The following is a 19,549-nucleotide window of genomic DNA, read 5'->3' on the forward strand; positions in this document are numbered from 1 at the left end:
TTTTTTGTCTAAATACCTTGTTGGAGCTCCTGCAAGAAATCCGAAATTAGAATTCCGGAGAAACGAAAATAGGCAATTTCGCTCTGGATTCGATCCGGAACCTGTATTTTCTCCGGCCGACTTGCTCCGGGTTATACCATCTAATTTCATAGACGGCCATTCCGCCACCGGCGTTCCCGACTTTCTTAACCTCCATATCGGTTCCTCTATCATCTGTCGCTTCACCTTCAGTATTAAGAGATTTCCATTCTCCTGTTTCTTCCTTGAATTCGATGGACACTAAAGATTCGTGTAGAGCGATCTTTGAAGGGCCGACATCCCTGTATCTGAAACTCCAGTATTTCTCCTGGTTCTCTTCGGCCATTATCAGTTCGGGATTTTCAACAACCGTTCTCGATCCGGAAAAAGATTCTTCCGCCGGATAATAGTTCTTCCTATCGAGTTCGTACTCCCAGGAAACCGGGAAAGTTTCCTTACCGCCCGCGATAGGTAAGTCTTTGGTAATAGCCGCTAGATGAGCCTGCAAAAACGGTTGCGTCCCCGGTCCGTAAAGAGTATGGCCTCCTTCATAATGCTGGCGGCTATATTCCTCGGGAGTAGTAACGTATCCGAAATATCCATTGGCGCAACTAATAATGGACGCCTGTTTGATTTTAGAAGCCCCGTTGTCGGCCTGAAGCGCAGCTTCTACGAAACGCCTTCCCGATTCCTTGGTGACCTCGAAGGGTAAGGGAAGGATAAGTGTTTCCCCTATACGAATCGATTGGAAAAGAAGTTTATGCGGAAATTTAGATTTCGGTAATACGATCGGCTGAAGGTATTTGAATCCGACAATACGCTTGTGCCCTTGACAGCCTCCGGTAAAAAACCATCTTGGCCAGCCTTCGGCAAAAAAAGGGGCCCAATTCAGAACAGGGGTTTTACCGTCTTCCGCCCCGGCAGTCAAAGCGGTACCTACGTACGGGCGATCGCAGACTTCCGCGTCTCCGAATTTCGGAGATTCGTAAAGATCGACCTCTTTCGAATGATAGGAAATCGTAGCATCGGAATGCAAAGACGAACCGAGAGAATCGAAAAGTTCGACAGCCTTTCTACCTAATACGTCACCGATTCTTTTGGATTCGATAAAGCCCTGCATAGACTCCCGATAATCAGGGGAATTATCTCCGTGTGTGGAATTGTTAAGCGCATGGATCGGTTCCCAACTGGGCTTGAACTCTTTGCGGATTTTTCTTTCCAATATTCTTTCCGGATAAGCGAACACGTCCGCGTTCACGACTTCGGTAGAATCGGAAACGGTAGTACCGTGAACGGAGAAAGTGCTGAAAGCTCCCAAGGGCTTATATTTGCCATCCTTGTCCAAAGCATCGATCCGTATCATAACGAGTTCCGGATTGATCGCCTCATATTGGATTTCCGGTTTCAGCTCGGTAATTCCCGAATTTTTATTCGCCCGAAACGCATCCAAGGATCGGTTCCTCGTAAGTCCCCAAACGGAAGTTTTCCCTGAAGCGATCTTTGCCTGTCTGGCCGTTTTGTGAGCTTCCTCCACTGCGGTGGTCAAACGATCCAAAACGAATTCCGTCCAAGCCTTATCGAATCCGGGCTTGTTGGAGGCAAATTCGTTATAAAAATTATTATCGTAGAAATTCGCGGGAGCGGAATGAGTGTGAGTCCCCGCAAACATGATTCCGCCGAAGGAAATATCGGTCTTAGCCGCCAGCCTCTCCGCCAAAAGATGATGAATCAACAAGGAACCGGACAAAAGATCGCTTTGGATCAGAACGACTGGGTTACTTGCATCTTTTTTAATATAAAAAACTCTGGCAAAAATCCGAGTGCGAAAACCCTGTTCCGTTTCGGCAAGCATAGAATATCCTGCCAAAGGCATTCCCGGGGGAGGCGTCAAGTCCACTTTAGAAGCGCCTGCGATTAGGCCTTTTGCGGCGGAATTTCCTGCCGGTTTTTTGTAAGCGATCTTAAATTGCGCCGTACTTCCACACGAAGTCAGAAAGAAAATCGACTGGACCAGAACGACGATTGCTAAACCTATTTTTTTCTTATTGCTTTGAACGATGTTCATTCCCCCTCCGGGAAACTTATTTTTCAGTTGGAATCGAAAGCCTTGCGTATCCGATAGAGAAAATTCCGCAAGGAATTTCGCTGGGAAAGAGGATATCGGAGGTACTTATAAAACAATTATATATAACTAAAAAGAATCATTCCATATCGGCAAATTCGCTAATATAAGTCGATTTAAGAAAAATTGCAAAGAAAGAATAAGGCCATATAACGAATTTCATTGCTTGCAGCCCGACTTTGGCCTTACTTTAAAAATGAATGTTCAACACGCTTGCATTAATTAGAGAACCCGCAATATATACTGAACCGTAGTAGAGGCCGGAGATGTCTCATTCCCGATTCTTGGAATCCCGTTTGTTCCATCCGTGGTAGGGTCACCTGTTGTACTTGAAGTCAAAAATTGTTGTACGCTACCAGGAGAGCCGAAAAAAGCAAGCGACCCGCCTGTAGGAATCTGATATTGGAAAAGCGTTCCAGCTCCTGGAAGAAATCTGTGCCCCTGGAACATATCCTGCTTCTCCTGCCCGATCACTCCTCCATCGTAATTTCCCCCCGCCGCCTTTGCACGTAAACCGTGTTGGCCTGCCCCTCTCGCGAAGATCCCTCTTCTGTCCGGAACATTGAATGTGGTCGAGCCGTCTCCAAACCCGTATTGGATATGGGCAAGTAAATCCCCCGTTTGATTGGAAGTAAGAGAGATCGCGATTCCTCCCGGAGTTAAGGAAATTTGGAAGTCGTTCGTAGTAGGATTAATGACAAAATAAGAAGTATTCGTCGTAATTCCCCCGCCCGTAAAAGAGAATTTCACCGCTTGCCCTGCGGCAAGTCCGTGAGCAACGCTTTGAACGCGCCCCGTTGCCGGAACCAATCCGCCGATGGAACGCCAAACGAGTGCCCACAAAGAGGAATATGTGGTTCTTGAAATCGCTTGTCCGTTTGCGACAGCGAAGTTCTGCGGAATGTTCGGGAAATCATATTCGATCATCCCGCCTAACGGAATATTCGTTTGAGTGATCGAATTCGCAAGAGCACTGATCTGCGCTTGCAACCCCGCAATTTGGGATTGTAGAGAATTATCGTTCGCATACAGAGAAGTAAATTCACCGTCAAAGAGCAATCCATCATTGGGGGTGGTCCGGTCCCAGGTTCTAGTTTTATTGGGATTTGGAATCGTAGACATGGAAACATTCTCCTAGGAAATAGAATAAAATTTTGCCGAAATTTTTCTTCGACAGCACAAACACGACTTCAATGCGGTTCCTATTAAATACTCTTTACCAACACAACTTCTGTTTCTATTGAACAAGATTCGGGAAAAATCTTCGCTAAATCGATTTCACTTATTGCACTCGGATAATATACTGAACGGATGTCGAAGCGGGCGCCGTTTCGTTTCCGGTTCGAGGAGTTCCATTGGTTCCGTCCGTCATCGGGCTTTTTACGTTCTCCAAAATTGTACCTGGATATGCCGGATAATTATAGTAGCCCGCATAAATTCCTAAAGGCAAAGAACCTCCTGTTGCTCCAGTTCCATTATCTTGCACATGGAAGTGGCCCTGGAACATATCCTGATTTTCCTGCCCGATCGATCCACCGTCATAGTTCCCACTTGCCGCCTTTGCACGTAAACCGTGTTGCCCAGCTCCTCGGGCAAACACTCCTCTTCGATCCGGAATGTTAAACGTACTCGAACCGTCTCCGAACCCGTATTGGATATGGGTTAGCAAATCCCCCGCTTGGTTCCCGGTAAGAACAAGGGTTGCCCCTCCTGCAGTAGCGGAAATCTGAAAATCATTCGAAGTCGGATTCACGACGTAATACGGAATATTCGCGGTAATTCCTCCTCCGGTAAAAGAGAATTTAACGAGCTGTCCCGCTACTAATCCGTGGGCGGCAGACTGAACACGACCCGTACTGGAAATGAGCCCCGAAACGGCTCGATGGATCTTGGCCCATAGAGTGGCGTATGTAGTTCTGGAAATTGCCTGTCCGTTCGCGATCTGAAAACCGGGAGGAATATCCGGAAAATCATATTCCATTATGGCGCCCAAAGGAACATTCGATTGAGCCACCGCCGCAACGAGAGAATTGATTTGCGCCTGAAGATTCGCGATATCCGCGTCTCGTTGCGTTTGCAAAGCGTTATCGTTCACGTAGAGGTTATTGAACTCCAGGTCCAACAGGACGCCGTCGTTCGGGGTGTTCCGATCCCAAGTTCTGGATTTGTTCGGGTTTGGAATACTCATGAAATCGGGATCTCCTTTAGTTTAAAATCGTAAACAAGAGTACTATCCTTCGGCTTGGGGCTAAAGACGTCCTTGAACACCAACCTCCCCCCGGAAAAGTAGCCTATCTCGTTCAAATTATCTCCGTTCAATTCCGAATAAGAGAGAGAAATCGTATACTGCCTGGTTCCGTCCGACATCAATTGCATCAAGATCGGCTTCCTCGCCAATTCATGGCTCAATCCGGTATCGGAAGGTCCGGGAAGAACGCTCCCCCCATCCCCTACTGCCCCCTGATCGATTGCGTAATTTGCCTGCGGATTACGTAAAGTCAATCCGTCGAACAATCCCTGCCCATCTAAGAAGGCTCGCCTTGTGGTATACGTTTTTCCGTTCGCTTCCAAAAATAAAAAACGGATTCTGGTCTTCGCATAAACGCCTGCCGGACGAATCGAATCCACGGCTTTAGCAAGCAAAGTGGGAACCTGCAAATGATCCACATCTCCTTCCACATCCAATTCGAAGGAGGCAGGACTTTTGGAACTCGGATCCAGAGGCTCTAGTCCGTCCAACAAATAACTCGAATCCAAATAGATCGGATCCAGATCGTTATACAATTCCTGGGGAATAAAGACTGTTCCGTTCTCCAAACCCGCGATATTCTTTCCGATCTCTATAATTTCGGGAAGCGTACCTTTCGCAAGTCCCTTACTGATGGCGATCAGAATGAAGAGTCTGTACGTATCGTCGCTTTGCCCAGGTACGCGATCTTGGTTCAATAATTTTCCCAATGCGTCCAAGTTTACCCCTGTCGCAAAGTAGATATATTCCAGATCCTTCAAAGCCTGAAGCTGGACTTCCACTTCGTCCAACTCTGCGGAAATCACACTCCATAATCTACCGAGAAAGGAACCGGAGTCCCGATTCAAAATAGACTGGGGAAATTTCTGTAATGCGTCTATGGCGCTCATGATACGTTGACCGTCACGTTAGCGGTAAAAGTCTGGGCGAATTCGGTAGGGCCGAGAACCAATTTGGCCGAAGAAGTCGGAACAGTCGGAGCGAATGCCATCCAGACCGTAACATCGTCTATCCCCGGGATTTTGTCGAAACCCGCTACTATTTCCCAAGCCACGACGCTTTGACCCACATCCAGGCCGTGATATTCTATCACCTGTGTGCCGATCGTATCCGCTCCACCGATCGTCTGAATCACCTTCGTTTTTATAAGTGGAATATTCGAATCCGACCAATTCGCATTTTTCGTAATATTCACGATGACATTGATCGTTCTATCCGTCGGAACGGACCAGTTCATTACGTGAGTTTGTCCATTTGCATCCGCGACGGTATAAGAATGGGTTCCTACGGTTTCGATACCTGCGGGCTTGGAATTGAAAATTGCCTGGCCCAGATCGCTATCGGAAGCGGTTCCGGAGACTACGATTTCGATGGAATGCGGAGGTCTTCCGGAAGCGTCCGCCGTATTCGCAGCGTTCTCATAAACGAAAACGGTAGTGACGTTAGGAACATTTAAGATCGCTTCCCGAATTGCCGGAAGGGACGAACCGCCGGAAGACTCTCGATCCTTATAACGTTGCCTTAATTCCGCGTCCGTTTCCACGAGTCCCCCTCCTAGCGAAGGTTGGTTGTTCGAGACACTACTGATTCCGGTCATAGGAGTAACTATGTTCGTAATCGATGCGGCGGGGACGTTTGTTTGCGGTCCTGTATCGATACTACGAAACGTGAAATCCGTTCCTGCCGAACCGGTCAATATTCCGGGAGTAACGATTTCGAATTGGATGCCTTGAGAAGTCTGAATGATAAAGCCGGGGGCGACGGTGGCACCGGCCGTTCCCTGAACCGTCACTTGAACCACCGATTTCCTAGCCGGAAGACGTGAAATCCCTCCTTGAGCAACGATCCGATCGAGCTGGACCCCCTCTGCTAGATTGATGTATTTGGAATAATAGGTGTCCTCTAACCCCTGCCAGACAGAATCGATTTCCTTCGCGACGTTCTGGAGAATCATTCCGACCTCTCCATACGCAGAGAGATCCACATCCGGTCCGAAATTTTCCGGCAACCTTGCTCGGTCCTCCAAGGACTGTAATATATCCGAATAAAGCTTCCGACTGAAACCTTGGGGAGTCACTCCGAACGTCATAAACTGCCTCCCGAAACCGTACCGTCGACGAGTCCCAGACTGGTTTGCACTTCAAAAGTGATAGACACCGATCGATCGGACCGATCAAAACTTGCATCCAGCTTATTGATGGAAATAACGGAGGGTTCCTTTAATAACGCCGTTTTGATTTCATTTATAAAAGCGGTGCGGGAAAATCCCGACCGATCCACTAACCCGAACCAATCTATTCCTTCTGAAGGCGACAAGTACCACTCTCCGAGAAAAAGTTTCAATCGGTTTCCGAGAATCTGTCGCAAAGCGTCTATGCCTTCCAACACGACCAATCTACCGTTTTCGTATACCAAATCGTTATTTTCTATCTTTAACGTTTTCATAATGGAGTACCTGGTATATTCGTCATGCCCGCAGGTCCGGAATACGCGTGAGTGTGTGCGTTAAATCCGGCTTTGATCTGTCCGATGGACAATCCGTTTTCGATTACGTGTCCTCCTTCCAGATTTCCGGACGCTTTCAAATCCCCGGTGATCTCTACGCCGGAGGAGCCGATGGATATTTCCGTCGAACCCACTTTTAACACCAATTTCTCGTTTTCGAATTTTATTAAATTCTGCGGCTCGCTCCAGGAATTGGAGGCGATCCTTCCAAGAACACAGGCGTTCTCCATTCCGAAAATTTTCGAATCGGGAGTAACTGTTTGCTTTTGACCAGTCATACTTCCGGCCATGTCGAAGGTGGAAAACCCGACCCAAACAAGATCCCCTTGTTGATAAAAAGGTTTAATATAACAGTCGGCCCCGATTTGAACGAACTGAACCGGAACCCCGGGAAGAATCGGATAGTCGGAGGTTTCGTTTAAAATATTCCGTTCCTGCACGAGCGGAAGAACGTCTGCACGCATCGCAGACCCGTCGAAAGATTCAATTTTACAAACCATACCGACTTGGATTCCGCGCTCCCGCATATCCACGTATGTCTCCAGAAGTTCGGCAAAGCTCATATAGGTTCCACCTCGAACTCGCAATACGCATCCCCGAACGTAGAGAATGTGCGGTTTACTTTACAGATTTTCGCCCGAACATTCACTTCTTCGGATTTGATTTGGACTACGCTTCCAAGAATCAAATTGTATAGGAAAAGAGTTTTGATTTTGTATCCGTAAGACGTTTTTTCCGGTCTTTCCAGAAGACCGGAAGCCGGGTCCAAACTGACGATGGACGTAACGTTCGGATTGGAAGGAATGATCGTTAATAATCCGTTCTTAAAGAAAAAATCCGAATTCGTATCTCTCGAAATCTTAGCAATCGACTCACGGAATCCTCGCAATACGATCGATTCGTAAAACTTCCCGACCCCCAACGTGATTTCTCCCGGAGTAAGATTCAGGGTTTTGCAGATGTCCCTCACAATAGCTTCCGCGGAGGAATTCTTGTACGACTTATTGATCATCGCGGTTCCCCATCTCGTAGCTGCGTCGGAGATCTTGATTTCCAGAATCCGGTCCTGTGCTTCGCGGGTTAAAGTGTATGCGAAGGCTTCGCCTAAAATCACCGTGCCGGAGTCCTCCTTGTATCCGGCGGAAACCGTAACCGTGGGAAAGACCTTTCCTCCGCCTTTCGGTTTTGCATCGAAGACGCCGACAGTTTCCGGAGCCGGGTTGTATAACTTCAACGTAGCCGATTGGGGGCCCTTAAACTTGATTTCCTGGGTGAACTCTATGGAAAACGGCGGAAAGGAAAAGGACCTATCCGCTACGCTGACGGTCGCCACACGATTGTATAAAGCGGTCATGATGAAATAACGTTCCCCAATAAGAGAAGGATTGTCGAACCGAAGGACGCTTCGTTGACTACTTGACCTTGTAAGACGCTTGCTTGCTCGATCTCTTGCGGATTCAAAGGCAGGATTAGGCGATTCAGGTTCAAGCCGTCCACTACGGAATCTACCAGAACCGCACCGTATAATATTTTAGTTATGATTAAAACGTTACCGTCCAAATCAGCGATCGTGCAGGTGTAAAAATCCTTCCGATCGTTATAAAGGAATAAGAAGGAATATGTTTCTCCGATCATAAAATCCTTCTGAACGGGGACTTCGTCTACGGTTACGGGCAGGTAGAACAGATCCAAAACGACTTACCCTCCCCTTACTGCCGAACATGAGGGCTTGTTCGCGCCTGCGTTTCCCGAGATCGAAGCTTTGGCAGGCTGGGTCAGACCTTTTTTTACCGGTGATTTTGCATCTACCGTCTTCGATTCGACTATATTGATTTGTTTCAATTTGAATTGGAGCTGTCGTCCCTGCCCCAAATCGACGCTTTGTTCCTCCGAGTACGACTCGATGACGACGTTCTCGATACTCTCCCCGTAATAAAAGTATTTCAGGATTTCCTTATTATCCATCCATTGCTTCAGAAGATCCAAACGTTCTTTGACGTTTTTGTTGAAAAACGACATCGGATCTAGGGGGTCCCAATCGGCATCCGAAATGATCGCGGAAAAATTGACTGTGATCGGATCCGAACTGACATGATCGGTAACGTCCGAACCCTTTTCGATCGCGTGATTCGTAACGGAAGCGGACCGATCTATAGAGATACTCGTGGTGGAATCGAAAACGATACTGTCACCGGAAGACTTTAAGGAGGTCTGACCGTCCGCGCCGAAAAGCCCGAACCCATTCGAAATTCTATTCGCTAAAGAAGGCATATTACGGGATCGCCATTCCGAGTCTGGCAGGCAAAACATCCTGAGACAATTCGTCCAAGGCTTTCAGAACCGCATCTTTGATTTCTTGCCCTGCTGCAGCCGGTCCACTCACGTTCACAGTTAAGGTTCCGACTACGCTCTGGATTACTATCGAATTTGAACCGCCAAATGTTCCGTTCGGAAGGATTTTACCCGACGAACCCGGAGAGAAAAGTTCCGGACCTCGCTCTCCGACCAAATACGTTTTTCCCGCGGAAACGGGACCGCCGGAAGCTTTACCCGGAGGGCGGGAGGAATCCCCGAATTCTATCATATTAATGATGGACGCCAGCTTCGAGAATACTCCACCGGCAAATTGTTTCGAAATCCATGCAAATAGACTTATAAAAGCCGTTTTGATTTGATCGAAGTATAAAAAGATACCTGCAATCGGGAATAGGAGAGTAATGATTAAGCGACCGTACGTCCGGAAAAAATTGACCAAATTGTTAAAGGCGTTCTTGATCCAATTGATTCCGGCCATGAAAGAATTTATCACATTGTTTTTAAAATCGGCAAAGGGACCGAAAAAGTTTCCGATCGCAGATTCTCCTCCTTTTAGCCAAAGGATCAAATCGCGCACCGCGAACGCAGTGGTAATGACAGGACCTGTAAAAGCGTTCGTAAGGGAGACCAAAGCAACAAATGCATTTTCCAATCTCTCCGCCCCATCTTTCGAATCTGCAAAATAATTCACTACAGAGGCAAATTTATCAGCTAAATGACCTGCACTAACCAATAAGTGACCTACCGCTCCATGCAATTTTTCCAATGAATTACTGAACTGCTGATCGGCATAAGCCCCGGACAGAATGATTCGATTGTATTCTTCCTGCAAAGCAGACATGGCTTTCTGATCGCGGGTATATTTTTCTAAAAGCGTTTTCCTTTCTGCCTCGGAAAGAGAATACAAGTCGGACATTTTTCTTCCAGTCGTCGCTGCAACTTTTTCAAACGTCCCGAAAGAACGCGTAATAAAATCGATCGAGGCTCCGTATTCCAGAGCCGCTTTAGCGGCCTCATTCATTTCCTTCGGGGAAAAAAGATTTCTGGATTGGTCCGCAGCGTTTTTCAGTGCCTTCTCTAATTCTGGGTAACTAGATCCCGTAAGATTTTTTAACTGAAGCTTCTGCCTTTCCAACTCGCCCGAAACTTTTACCGATTCCTTAAAAAAATCGAACAAAAAGCCTGCGGCATCCGATGCATAATTCTTTAACTTACCTCCGCTACCATTCTTTCCATCGGCAGCAGCAGCATCCGTCGGCGGAGGTCCGATACGCCGAATCCTTTCCCGGGATTTATCCAAGCCTTTGGTCGCGGAAGAAAATTTTTGTATCGTCGATTTTAGGTTCGAAAACGCATTTTTAAATTGGCCCGCCAAAGGTTTGACATTCCCAAGAAGATCCTTAAACCCGCGAGGAAGTTCGCGAATGCTTTTTTCGACATTACGGAATTGGGTTGAGAGAGGTTTTATCGCCGTGACTAGGCCACGCAAACTCTGGGAAGCTCCCGTTGCCTGTTTTGCAAGAGCAAGGAGTTCGGTACCGACCTTCCTCGCCTGAGAAGCAAGTTGGCGCATTTCTTTCAACCAAGCCTCGTCCATTAACCTTTACCGGATTTTCCCTTCATTGATTGTTTTTGCTCTTTAATCATCCGATCGACTAAAAGATTCGCCTTTGCCAAATCGCGAGGATGCATCATACACGCTTCGGTATAGGTTAAGATGCCGTTCACTACCGGTCTCCAAAGCGCGATTTCTTCATCCAATTCACGCTTTAGTCGGAATTCCTCCAGTCGATTGATCTGCGCCAAATGCTGTACCGTTTTCTGGTCGAGCTTCTGGCCAGGAAAATCCGGGCTCCAAGTCCCCTCTAAGAAATCGAGGTAGGATGATTTCCCACACCTCCTCGAGTTCGCGTATCCATTGTTTCAGCTCGTTTCTCTGTAATAAAACAGCCCTTCCCTCGGGTCCTAAGGGCCCGTCTATGGAAAGCTTAGGAGCTCCATTTTCCGGAAACACCACATGCTCGAAGCAATATTCCAAAACAACGGAAAGATCCATATTCCCGTCCGTAATCCGAAACATCTTTGACTTTAACTTAATCCATTCTTTTGTTCCGGGATGCTGTAGAACGTACTGCTTGCCATTTACCGAAATTTGTTCCTGATATGCCGACATGTGATTTCCTTGGTATTTTTATTTCGAAAGCGGATTATAGATGGGACTTGTTCAAATCAGCGCACATCAACACCCATTCCACTTCGGTCTCATCCATTGCGAACTCTTTGTCCGGTTCCGCGTTGATCCACGCTTGACTCGACATAGCCATGAATTTCCCGTCGGAATTATTCTTAACCAAAACCGGAAAAGCGGAAGGTTGGTATTTGATCAGATCGAGAAAGGCATTGTCCGGAGAAGTTCCTTTTAACTTAAACGTGATGGTCCCCGAAGTGTTATTGTTCTTCGTCCTGGAAATTTCCCCTTTTGCACCCACATGGGTCTTATAATTATCACTAACAGTTCGTTTAATGGAAATAAAGGTGCCGTCGGAAAATCCCGAGACCAGCCTCCCCGAAATGGAAAGCGTCACTTCGTTGGGATCGTACGTTCCTAGAAATTTGTCAGCCATCGTTGGTCTCCTTAAACCGTAATCAATCCGTTGACGTTAACCTTATGAATCGCACCGGCCAGATAATAAACGAACTGGACGCCGTTTAAGGCGCGATTCGCCCTATCCGTGGCGGAAAGATTCGCTCGCAAAGGGACCGTTACTTGACTCATGTACACTTTGTCGTCCGAAAGTTTCAAATCGTCCGCCGACGCTGCCTTTGCAACGATGCCTGCATCGCCCGCCCTTTTTAGAACGTCTCGGACTACGCTTTCGACCTGCGCTATTCCGGTGTCGTCTAATGAAACTTTATTGTTATTTAGAAAAAGGGAAAGTAGTCCCGTATTCAACTGGTCTTCCACCCAGTCCTGTCCGATGATGACGTCGACGAATTCGCCTGAAGTTGCCACACCCTCGTTCACGTAAATCGCTCCGGAAAGTTCCTGGAGCGCTTGTCCGTGCTCCGTACGAATCGTGGTCAATTGGGTTTTGGTAAAGGTACTGGCATTTTGACCGTTCAAACGCTTCCATTTGAACGTAGTGGAACCGGGTTGCTTCGGAATATTCTGCCCTACCCAAGCACATTCAGGATAATCCTCCGGATGATTGTCGTGGATCAGATAGGACTCTCTGTCTACGTTCCTTGAATCCAGGGACGTAGCGTCGGAGGAGCATCCGAAAAAGAATTTCTTATTGGAATTCGCCCAGGTTCCGGCCGCGTTCAAATCCGCCTTAACTCGGGAAGTGATGCAGACTGCATAAAAATTATCGTCCAGCTCGCGGAGAGCGTCTAGTGCGGTGGCGATCGGGTCGTGAGAGATCGCGACCATTATATCTTGAGGGCTCGGCGACTGCGCGAACATTGCAGCGGCCATTTTATAAACGTCGTCCGAAGAAGTGAAGCCGGCCGAAGTAAGGTCCGTTAAACCGGATATAATGTATTTCCGTAAGGTGGTTGCGGTCGAGTCCGCCGCTCTTAGGATCAAAGGACGGAAAGATTTTTGGGTCAATCCTTGCGTTCCCCGAGTTATATTGATCACTATGTCGTTGATAAACGCCATTCTTTACACTCCTATTGTGATTGTACGATTATGATTCCCGAATTGAGCTTGGATGCCGACCGAAGAAATCGCGTCTAAATTCTCCACGATTTCGTTCGTATAATCGAACCGGATCAGGAACGAAACCAGATAAGACCAGGCTCCGTTTTGAAATGTACTTAAATCGTCCACGGTCAGGTTCAAAAACTTCGGAACGACTCCTTTCGACTTGCAAAAATCCGAATGATCCGATTTTGAAAACCAATTCAGAACCTTATCCGCCGCTTGCCAAACATCGTCGATGTTCGAATTGGAGTAGAAATTCAAGGCAAGCGTTCCTCTGTACTTTGCGTATCTCGTTCGAGTAACCTGCTTGGGGTTACCGGCGGTCGCCGTTTGAACAATACTGTTTTGATACGGAGCTTCTAACAGCCCCGAGATGACTCTATAGTTTCCGTACGGATACGCCGAACCGCTATGGTAAAATGGGACCATTACAACGGAAGTATCCGTCTGAATTTGAGCAAATATGGCCGAAAGAGTGGCTGACGGAATCAAAAGAACCTAACTCCCATTACTCGAAATTGATCTGAATATAAAGACTCTATCGGATTTACGGATACCGATACGGTCCGAGAAAAAACACACTTTCCATATTTCGCATAACCTATCAAGAAAAAAAATGAATCCCCGTAGATTTATCCTAAAATGGAAACAAAAGAAGAAGCAATTCGACAAATCGCGCACAACCTTGCTAAATGAACTGCACGATTACAACCCGAAACGCCGTCGCAGAAGCGGAGAAACGGCTGATTTTCGTCAAAACGGAATGCAGATTGGAAAGAAACAAAAAATAGAACGGTTAAAAGTTACAGACATCTTGCCCCTTTCACAAAAATTCCAATAGAAGGTTCGCTTCCGTCAAGAATACATTAAAAAAATAGAATACTCCATTTCGATTCCGGCAAAAACGCAGAAGGATCAGCAACCGCCCAAATTCCGTCAGATCGCAAAGGGCAAGAATCCGTTCACTCATCGCGAATCGGATTTTCGAAAGCGGCGATTTTTCTCCCAAAATTAGTTTTTCCCATCTGCAACTAGGTGAAATGATGGCATCAAACGCTTATGTCCCAATGTAAAACGACCCCGCTACACGAAGAGCACCGAGCTCTCGGCGCCAAAATGATTCCTTTCGGAGGCTGGGATATGCCGGTCCAATATTCAGGAATCATTGCGGAACACCTCGCCACGAGAGAAGCCGCCGGATTATTCGATGTTTCGCACATGGGTGAAATTTTTTTGGAAGGAGAACCGCAGGAGCTCCTACAATATCTCGAATCCGTTACCTGCAATTCGGTCTCGTCCCTACAAAACGGACAAGTCCAGTACAACGCTGTTATTAATGACCAAGGCGGACTGGTCGACGACATTACTTTATACAAATTCGACGAACGCAAATACATGATCTGTGCCAACGCATCCAATGTGGATGCAGTGTACGGCTATTTATCCTCCAAGTTGACGCCCGGAATCAAATTGCAAAACGAAAGCGAAAAATGGCACCAAATCGCAATTCAAGGCCCGAAAGCGGACAAGATTTTATCTTCCTATTTAAAACGGGATCTTTCTGCGATCGGGTATTATAAGTTTCTCTTAATGTCCTTCCAGGGAGAAGAGATCATTTTATCCAGGACGGGTTATACGGGAGAAGACGGTTTCGAAATTTACAGTTCGATCTCCTTGGGTAAAAAACTTTGGAAGGAGCTGCTCGAATACGGGAAAGCGGAAGGTCTGATCCCGGTTGGACTGGGAGCAAGGGACACATTGCGCATAGAAGCGAAGTATCCATTGTACGGTCACGAGCTGAACGAGTCGCGTTCTCCAGTGCAATCCGGAATCGGTTGGATTGTTAAAGAAAAGGAGATCCGATTTCCGGAATACGAATCGATCATCGGAGAGAAAAAAAAGGGCGCTCTTCGCAAGATTACCGCTTTCGAACTGCAGGAAGCCGGAGTTCCGAGGGAAAATATGAAAGTATTCGACGAAGACGGAACGGAAATCGGAATCACCACTTCGGGAACCTTCTCGCCTTCGCTGAAAAAAGGATTAGGACTGGCGTGGATCGATTCGGATAAAATCCAGCACGGACATAAAATCCTGATCGAAATCCGAGGACAGAATAAACAGGCGGTAGTATTTACCCAGCCTTTCGTCCCGGGAAGCATTCGGAAAAACTAATTTAAGGATAATTCAATGGCAATCACCAACCCACCACCAGGATACAAATTTACCGAAAAACACGAATGGGTAAAGGTGGAAGGAGATACCGCGCTCATCGGAATCTCCGATTATGCACAGGCGGCATTGGGAGATATCGTATACGTGGATCTTCCTAAACCGGGAAAAACGATCAAGCAACTCGACTCTTTCGGGACTATCGAATCCGTCAAAGCAGCGGAGGATCTATACGCTCCGATCTCGGGAGAAGTCACCCAAACGAATTCGGCTCTCGCCACGAACCCGGCCCAGGTGAATTCGGATCCTTTCGGAGCATGGATGATTCGCATAAAAGGAATCAATCCGGCGGAGTTGGAAAAACTTCTGGCCCCGGAAGCGTATAGAGAATATGTCAGCAAATTAGATTAGGAAAAAAGAATGAACGCAGCCACCTGGAACCAAACGGAAACATCGAAACAGGGGGATCGACTCGCTCCATTGGATACCTTTCTAAGACGACATGTGGGTTCTGATCCGACGCAAATCAAGGAAATGCTGTCCACTCTCGGACTTTCCAATCTGGACGAATTGGTAGCTAAATCCGTGCCGGAAGGAATCCGATTAGCCGAGGAACTCCAATTGCCGGAAGCTTTTTCCGAGCGCAAATCTTTGAACGAATTGCGTAAGATCGCTTCGAAAAACAGGATCTTTCGTTCTTATATCGGCGCCGGTTACCAAGGAAGCGTTCTCCCCTACGTAATTCAAAGAAACATTTTGGAAAACCCGGGTTGGTATACCGCCTATACTCCCTACCAGGCGGAAATTTCCCAAGGTCGACTGGAGGCTTTGCTCAATTTCCAAACCATGATCATGGATTTGACCGGTTTGGAAATCGCGAACGCCTCTCTCTTGGATGAGGCGACCGCAGCTGCTGAGGCGGCATTCCTCGCCTTCGGTTTGCGAAAAAACGAGACCGCCAAACTGCTTTTCGTCTCGGAGCTTTGCCACCCCCAAACCATCGACGTGGTTCGGACTCGCGCTCTTCCGTTAGGAATTGAAGTGAAAGTAGGAAGCCATTTATCGGCGGAGCTGAACGAAGACTATTTCGGAGTCATCGTACAGTATCCAGGTACGGATGGAAGCATACACGATTACGAACGTTTCTTCGAGCTTGCGCATAACGTGGGCGCACATACGATCTGTGCTGCGGATCTATTATCCCTATCCCTATTAAAACCGCCGGGAGAATTCGGCGCGGATGTTGCCGTCGGTACCAACCAAAGATTCGGGCTTCCTTTCGGATTCGGAGGTCCTCACGCGGGATACTTTGCGACCAAAGACGAATTCAAAAGAAATATGCCGGGACGATTAGTCGGAGTCTCTAAAGATAGCCAGGGAAATCCCGGGCTTCGCCTTTCCTTACAGACACGAGAGCAGCACATACGGAGAGACAAAGCGACTTCCAATATCTGTACCGCCCAAGTTCTCTTAGCGGTTCTCTCGTCCATGTATGCCGTTTATCACGGCCCCAAGGGGATCAAAGAAATCGCCCTGCGGATCCATCGCTTAACGGAAGTACTTGCAAAGAACCTAAAAGCCCACGGATGGAAGATCTGTAATCCGACTTATTTCGATACCCTGACGATAGAATGCGGTCCCAAAGCCGCTTCCGTCCTATTCGCAGCCCGGGAAAAAGGAATCAACCTACGGGATTTCCAAAACGGAAAAATCGGAATCGCATTGGATGAAACCGTGGAAAAGCAGGATCTCGAAGATCTCCTTTCGGCATTCGGTATATCCGCTCTGGATCTGACCGCTGTCGAGGAATCGATTCCGAACGAGTTTCTGCGTAAGACCGAATATCTGACTCATCAGATATTCCATTCGCACCATACGGAAACGAAAATGCTTCGGTATATTCGAAAATTGGAATCTAGAGATCTTTCCCTGACTACTTCCATGATTCCTCTCGGATCCTGCACGATGAAGTTGAACGCCACTGTGGAAATGCTCCCGGTGACATGGTCTGAATTCTCCGCCCTTCACCCGTTTGCTCCTGCGGATCAAACGGAAGGTTATCGAACGATCTTCCGCCAGTTAGAGTCCTGGCTCTCCCAAATCACCGGATTCCCGGGAATTTCTCTGCAACCGAATGCCGGCTCCCAAGGGGAGTATGCCGGACTTCTGGCGATCAGGAATTATCATGTTTCCCGGGGGGAAGGAGAAAGAAACGTTTGCCTCATCCCGATTTCCGCTCACGGTACCAATCCCGCTTCGGCCGCGATGGCCGGCTTTAAAGTGGTCGTGGTGGCTTGCGATTCCGAAGGAAACGTGGATGTGCAAGATTTAAAAACCAAGGCCCAAGAACATTCCAAAGACCTGGCCGCATTGATGGTGACATATCCTTCCACACACGGAGTGTACGAAGAATCTATTAAGGAAATCTGTTCTATCGTGCATTCGCACGGAGGACAGGTGTATATGGACGGGGCGAACATGAACGCGCAAGTCGGCATCACGAGACCGGCCGATATCGGCGCGGACGTTTGTCACTTGAATCTTCATAAGACTTTTTGCATACCTCACGGGGGTGGCGGACCGGGAGTGGGTCCGATCGGGGTTGCGGAGCATCTTGTTTCCTTCCTGCCCGGCCATCCTTTGGTAGATAACGGAACGGGGAATTTCCACGGAGCGGTTTCCGCGGCGCCATGGGGAAGTGCGAGCATCGTCCTGATTTCTTGGGTTTACATTGCGCTTTTAGGAGCCAGAGGACTGGAACAATCGACTAAGATGGCTCTCCTAAATGCGAATTACATTGCCAAGCGTCTGGAAAACTATTATCCGGTACTGTATAAAGGTAAAAACGGATTCGTGGCCCACGAGTGCATCCTGGACCTTCGTCCGTTCAAAAAGACTTCCGGAATCGAAGTCGAAGACGCAGCCAAACGTCTGATGGACTTCGGGTTCCACGCTCCTACCATGTCCTTTCCGGTACCGGGAACTTTCATGATAGAACCGACGGAATCGGAATCTAAGGAAGAGTTGGATCGTTTTTGCGAAGCGATGATTACGATTCACGAGGAAATCAAGGAGATCGAAAACGGAAAATCCGATCCCAAAGACAATCCTCTAAAAAACTCTCCTCATACCGCCGCCATGGTGATTTCGGATCATTGGAAGCACCCTTATTCTCGGGAAAAAGCCGCTTATCCGGCGAGTTGGACCAAGGAGCACAAATTCTGGCCCTATGTAGGAAGGATCGATAACGTATATGGGGATAGAAACCTGGTATGCTCCTGCCTTCCCATGGAGAGTTACGAGTAAGATTGAAGGTAAATTCGTTCTTCGCGTAAACGAAGAGGAAGAGATAAAAAAGGCCGGGGAAAATTCTCCGGCCTTTTTGTTAAATGAAAAGGGGTTAAGGGAAAAGACCCGAAATCAATCCTCTTTTTTGTGCTTGGATTTTTTGGATTTTTTATCCTCTTTATCGGACTCTTTCTCCTTTTTAGACTTCTTATCCTTTTTGGATTTTTTGGAATCCTCGTCGTCGTCTTCCTCTTTTTCTTTCTTAGACTTCTTTCCTTTTTTGGATTCTACTTCTTCGTCATGATCCTTTTTAGAATCCGATTTCTTTACGGTATCTCCGTCTTCTTTCTTCTTATGATGTTCGGCGGAATGTTCCCCTTCGCCTTTACCCGGTTTTGCGCGACAGTAGGCTTCGACATTCTTTCCGTCTTTCTTCTGGTATCCGGAGACCCAAGTACAATCCGAATCGGCTTCGCACTGGCCTTTAGAAAGTCCGTGACATTTGGACTCGGCACTCAGCGAGCCCCAAGCGGTTATTAAAAATAAGGATAGTACCAGGCCAACGAACCTGAGCGTGCGAATCGAAACAGTTTTCATTCGGATGAGATCCTCCAAGGAAATTTGGAAGACAAACATCGCCTAGGGTCCGGATTTTGCGATCCGGAAATTTATTTCTATCTAAATATTTTGATTCGAAATCGGAAAGGGACTGGGACAAGACTAACAGAAATGCGTAAAAAGGTGGGCCGGGAGGGGAATTCCCCCCGGCCAAGCACAGTCAGGAATCAACCGCCATAGTACATTTTCGAAACCCGTTCGAACGAAAACCGAATCCCATCTTCATGTTCTTTGCTTCCCGGGTATCCCCGCTTTTACAAGCGGACCGAATTCTACTTCCGTGTCTTCGAATCGTCAAGCAGAGAAAGAAAAAATTATAGAAAAACGGAGGTAAAATAACATTTTTATTGATTACATGTTATGGAAAGATATGCCCCCTTTTTCACCTGGCGACATATTAGTAAATTCTCGAATTCTAATTCGGTTTTCAACGGGCTTAAAGAATGGCAAGTTTTCAGAAAAAGATTCACGGAAGGCTTCCGAGTTGAACAGAGCGGCGACTCCGAAAATAAAAAACCCGATCCGAAGATCGGGTTTAGAAAAAGGATAATTGCAT

The 19,549-nt window shown here is 47.3% G+C and carries 19 protein-coding genes; 3 read left to right on the forward strand and 16 right to left on the reverse strand.

The window, feature by feature from the left end:
* Positions 1-46: 46 nt before the first annotated feature.
* From EHO61_RS11260 to EHO61_RS11335, 15 genes are all read right to left on the reverse strand, one after another.
* Positions 47-2,083 carry a neutral/alkaline non-lysosomal ceramidase N-terminal domain-containing protein gene (locus tag EHO61_RS11260; protein WP_135813683.1) on the reverse strand — a complete coding sequence of 679 codons (2,037 nt, stop codon included), beginning with the start codon at positions 2,081-2,083 and terminating at the stop codon, positions 47-49.
* 279 nt (positions 2,084-2,362) lie between these two features.
* Positions 2,363-3,262 (reverse strand): tail fiber protein, encoded by a 900-nt coding sequence (locus EHO61_RS11265; RefSeq protein WP_135813684.1) that lies wholly within the window; start codon positions 3,260-3,262, stop codon positions 2,363-2,365.
* 160 nt (positions 3,263-3,422) lie between these two features.
* On the reverse strand, positions 3,423-4,328 hold the full coding sequence (locus EHO61_RS11270; protein WP_135813685.1) for a phage tail protein: 906 nt from the start codon (positions 4,326-4,328) through the stop codon (positions 3,423-3,425).
* Positions 4,325-5,278 (reverse strand): hypothetical protein, encoded by a 954-nt coding sequence (locus EHO61_RS11275; protein WP_135813686.1) that lies wholly within the window; start codon positions 5,276-5,278, stop codon positions 4,325-4,327. The genes EHO61_RS11270 and EHO61_RS11275 overlap by 4 nt, the downstream gene beginning before the upstream one ends.
* Positions 5,275-6,477: a baseplate J/gp47 family protein gene (locus EHO61_RS11280; protein WP_135813687.1), complete on the reverse strand. Its 1,203-nt coding sequence runs from the start codon at positions 6,475-6,477 to the stop codon at positions 5,275-5,277. The genes EHO61_RS11275 and EHO61_RS11280 overlap by 4 nt, the downstream gene beginning before the upstream one ends.
* The gene (locus EHO61_RS11285) at positions 6,474-6,833 is read right to left on the reverse strand and encodes a DUF2634 domain-containing protein (RefSeq protein ID WP_135813688.1); all 360 of its coding nucleotides are present in this window, start codon (positions 6,831-6,833) and stop codon (positions 6,474-6,476) included. The genes EHO61_RS11280 and EHO61_RS11285 overlap by 4 nt, the downstream gene beginning before the upstream one ends.
* Entirely contained in the window at positions 6,830-7,456 is a 627-nt protein-coding gene (locus tag EHO61_RS11290) for a Gp138 family membrane-puncturing spike protein (protein WP_135813689.1), read from the reverse strand. Before EHO61_RS11290 ends, EHO61_RS11285 begins: the two co-directional genes overlap by 4 nt.
* Complete coding sequence (locus EHO61_RS11295; protein ID WP_135813690.1) at positions 7,453-8,247, reverse strand: phage protein; 795 nt, start codon at positions 8,245-8,247, stop codon at positions 7,453-7,455. Before EHO61_RS11295 ends, EHO61_RS11290 begins: the two co-directional genes overlap by 4 nt.
* Positions 8,244-8,585, reverse strand: a complete 342-nt coding sequence (locus EHO61_RS11300; protein WP_135813691.1) for a phage baseplate plug family protein — start codon at positions 8,583-8,585, stop codon at positions 8,244-8,246. The genes EHO61_RS11295 and EHO61_RS11300 overlap by 4 nt, the downstream gene beginning before the upstream one ends.
* Positions 8,586-8,591: 6 nt before the next feature.
* Positions 8,592-9,164 carry a phage baseplate protein gene (locus EHO61_RS11305; RefSeq protein WP_135813692.1) on the reverse strand — a complete coding sequence of 191 codons (573 nt, stop codon included), beginning with the start codon at positions 9,162-9,164 and terminating at the stop codon, positions 8,592-8,594.
* 1 nt (position 9,165) lies between these two features.
* Positions 9,166-10,806, reverse strand: a complete 1,641-nt coding sequence (locus EHO61_RS17300; RefSeq protein ID WP_210415334.1) for a hypothetical protein — start codon at positions 10,804-10,806, stop codon at positions 9,166-9,168.
* Positions 10,806-11,015, reverse strand: a complete 210-nt coding sequence (locus tag EHO61_RS11315; RefSeq protein WP_135813693.1) for a hypothetical protein — start codon at positions 11,013-11,015, stop codon at positions 10,806-10,808. Before EHO61_RS11315 ends, EHO61_RS17300 begins: the two co-directional genes overlap by 1 nt.
* Positions 11,016-11,416: 401 nt before the next feature.
* Positions 11,417-11,833: a phage structural protein gene (locus tag EHO61_RS11325; RefSeq protein WP_135813695.1), complete on the reverse strand. Its 417-nt coding sequence runs from the start codon at positions 11,831-11,833 to the stop codon at positions 11,417-11,419.
* An 11-nt stretch (positions 11,834-11,844) separates the two neighbouring features.
* A complete protein-coding gene (locus EHO61_RS11330) occupies positions 11,845-12,873 on the reverse strand; it encodes a DUF3383 family protein (protein WP_135813696.1) in 1,029 nt (342 codons plus the stop codon).
* A gap of 3 nt (positions 12,874-12,876) precedes the next feature.
* On the reverse strand, positions 12,877-13,410 hold the full coding sequence (locus tag EHO61_RS11335; RefSeq protein ID WP_425460348.1) for a phage neck terminator protein: 534 nt from the start codon (positions 13,408-13,410) through the stop codon (positions 12,877-12,879).
* A 567-nt stretch (positions 13,411-13,977) separates the two neighbouring features.
* Here EHO61_RS11335 and gcvT point away from each other — a divergent pair.
* From gcvT to gcvP, 3 genes are read left to right on the forward strand one after another with little or no spacing between them, the layout of a single operon-like run.
* Positions 13,978-15,090, forward strand: a complete 1,113-nt coding sequence (gene gcvT / locus EHO61_RS11345; protein ID WP_135813699.1) for a glycine cleavage system aminomethyltransferase GcvT — start codon at positions 13,978-13,980, stop codon at positions 15,088-15,090.
* A 15-nt stretch (positions 15,091-15,105) separates the two neighbouring features.
* A complete protein-coding gene (gene gcvH / locus EHO61_RS11350; protein WP_135813700.1) occupies positions 15,106-15,498 on the forward strand; it encodes a glycine cleavage system protein GcvH in 393 nt (130 codons plus the stop codon).
* A gap of 9 nt (positions 15,499-15,507) precedes the next feature.
* Positions 15,508-18,393: an aminomethyl-transferring glycine dehydrogenase gene (gene gcvP, locus EHO61_RS11355; RefSeq protein WP_135813701.1), complete on the forward strand. Its 2,886-nt coding sequence runs from the start codon at positions 15,508-15,510 to the stop codon at positions 18,391-18,393.
* A gap of 114 nt (positions 18,394-18,507) precedes the next feature.
* On the opposite strand, the gene EHO61_RS11360 is transcribed toward gcvP, so the two are convergent.
* Entirely contained in the window at positions 18,508-18,972 is a 465-nt protein-coding gene (locus EHO61_RS11360) for a hypothetical protein (RefSeq protein WP_135813702.1), read from the reverse strand.
* Between the last annotated feature and the right edge of the window lie 577 nt (positions 18,973-19,549).

Origin of the sequence: Leptospira fluminis (assembly GCF_004771275.1) — a bacterium.
GTDB lineage: Bacteria > Spirochaetota > Leptospiria > Leptospirales > Leptospiraceae > Leptospira_B > Leptospira_B fluminis.

Bases quoted from the DNA above. Each gene is read 5' to 3' on its own strand.
- EHO61_RS11305 (WP_135813692.1), bottom strand. From the start codon at position 9,164: ATGCCTTCTTTAGCGAATAGAATTTCGAATGGGTTCGGGCTTTTCGGC.
- EHO61_RS11290 (WP_135813689.1), bottom strand. From the start codon at position 7,456: ATGAGCTTTGCCGAACTTCTGGAGACATACGTGGATATGCGGGAGCGC.
- gcvT (WP_135813699.1), top strand. From the start codon at position 13,978: ATGTCCCAATGTAAAACGACCCCGCTACACGAAGAGCACCGAGCTCTC.
- EHO61_RS11260 (WP_135813683.1), bottom strand. From the start codon at position 2,083: ATGAACATCGTTCAAAGCAATAAGAAAAAAATAGGTTTAGCAATCGTC.
- EHO61_RS11360 (WP_135813702.1), bottom strand. From the start codon at position 18,972: ATGAAAACTGTTTCGATTCGCACGCTCAGGTTCGTTGGCCTGGTACTA.
- EHO61_RS11330 (WP_135813696.1), bottom strand. From the start codon at position 12,873: ATGGCGTTTATCAACGACATAGTGATCAATATAACTCGGGGAACGCAA.
- EHO61_RS11265 (WP_135813684.1), bottom strand. From the start codon at position 3,262: ATGTCTACGATTCCAAATCCCAATAAAACTAGAACCTGGGACCGGACC.
- gcvH (WP_135813700.1), top strand. From the start codon at position 15,106: ATGGCAATCACCAACCCACCACCAGGATACAAATTTACCGAAAAACAC.
- EHO61_RS11295 (WP_135813690.1), bottom strand. From the start codon at position 8,247: ATGACCGCTTTATACAATCGTGTGGCGACCGTCAGCGTAGCGGATAGG.
- EHO61_RS11270 (WP_135813685.1), bottom strand. From the start codon at position 4,328: ATGAGTATTCCAAACCCGAACAAATCCAGAACTTGGGATCGGAACACC.
- EHO61_RS11325 (WP_135813695.1), bottom strand. From the start codon at position 11,833: ATGGCTGACAAATTTCTAGGAACGTACGATCCCAACGAAGTGACGCTT.
- EHO61_RS11285 (WP_135813688.1), bottom strand. From the start codon at position 6,833: ATGAAAACGTTAAAGATAGAAAATAACGATTTGGTATACGAAAACGGT.
- EHO61_RS11280 (WP_135813687.1), bottom strand. From the start codon at position 6,477: ATGACGTTCGGAGTGACTCCCCAAGGTTTCAGTCGGAAGCTTTATTCG.
- EHO61_RS11275 (WP_135813686.1), bottom strand. From the start codon at position 5,278: ATGAGCGCCATAGACGCATTACAGAAATTTCCCCAGTCTATTTTGAAT.
- gcvP (WP_135813701.1), top strand. From the start codon at position 15,508: ATGAACGCAGCCACCTGGAACCAAACGGAAACATCGAAACAGGGGGAT.
- EHO61_RS17300 (WP_210415334.1), bottom strand. From the start codon at position 10,806: ATGGACGAGGCTTGGTTGAAAGAAATGCGCCAACTTGCTTCTCAGGCG.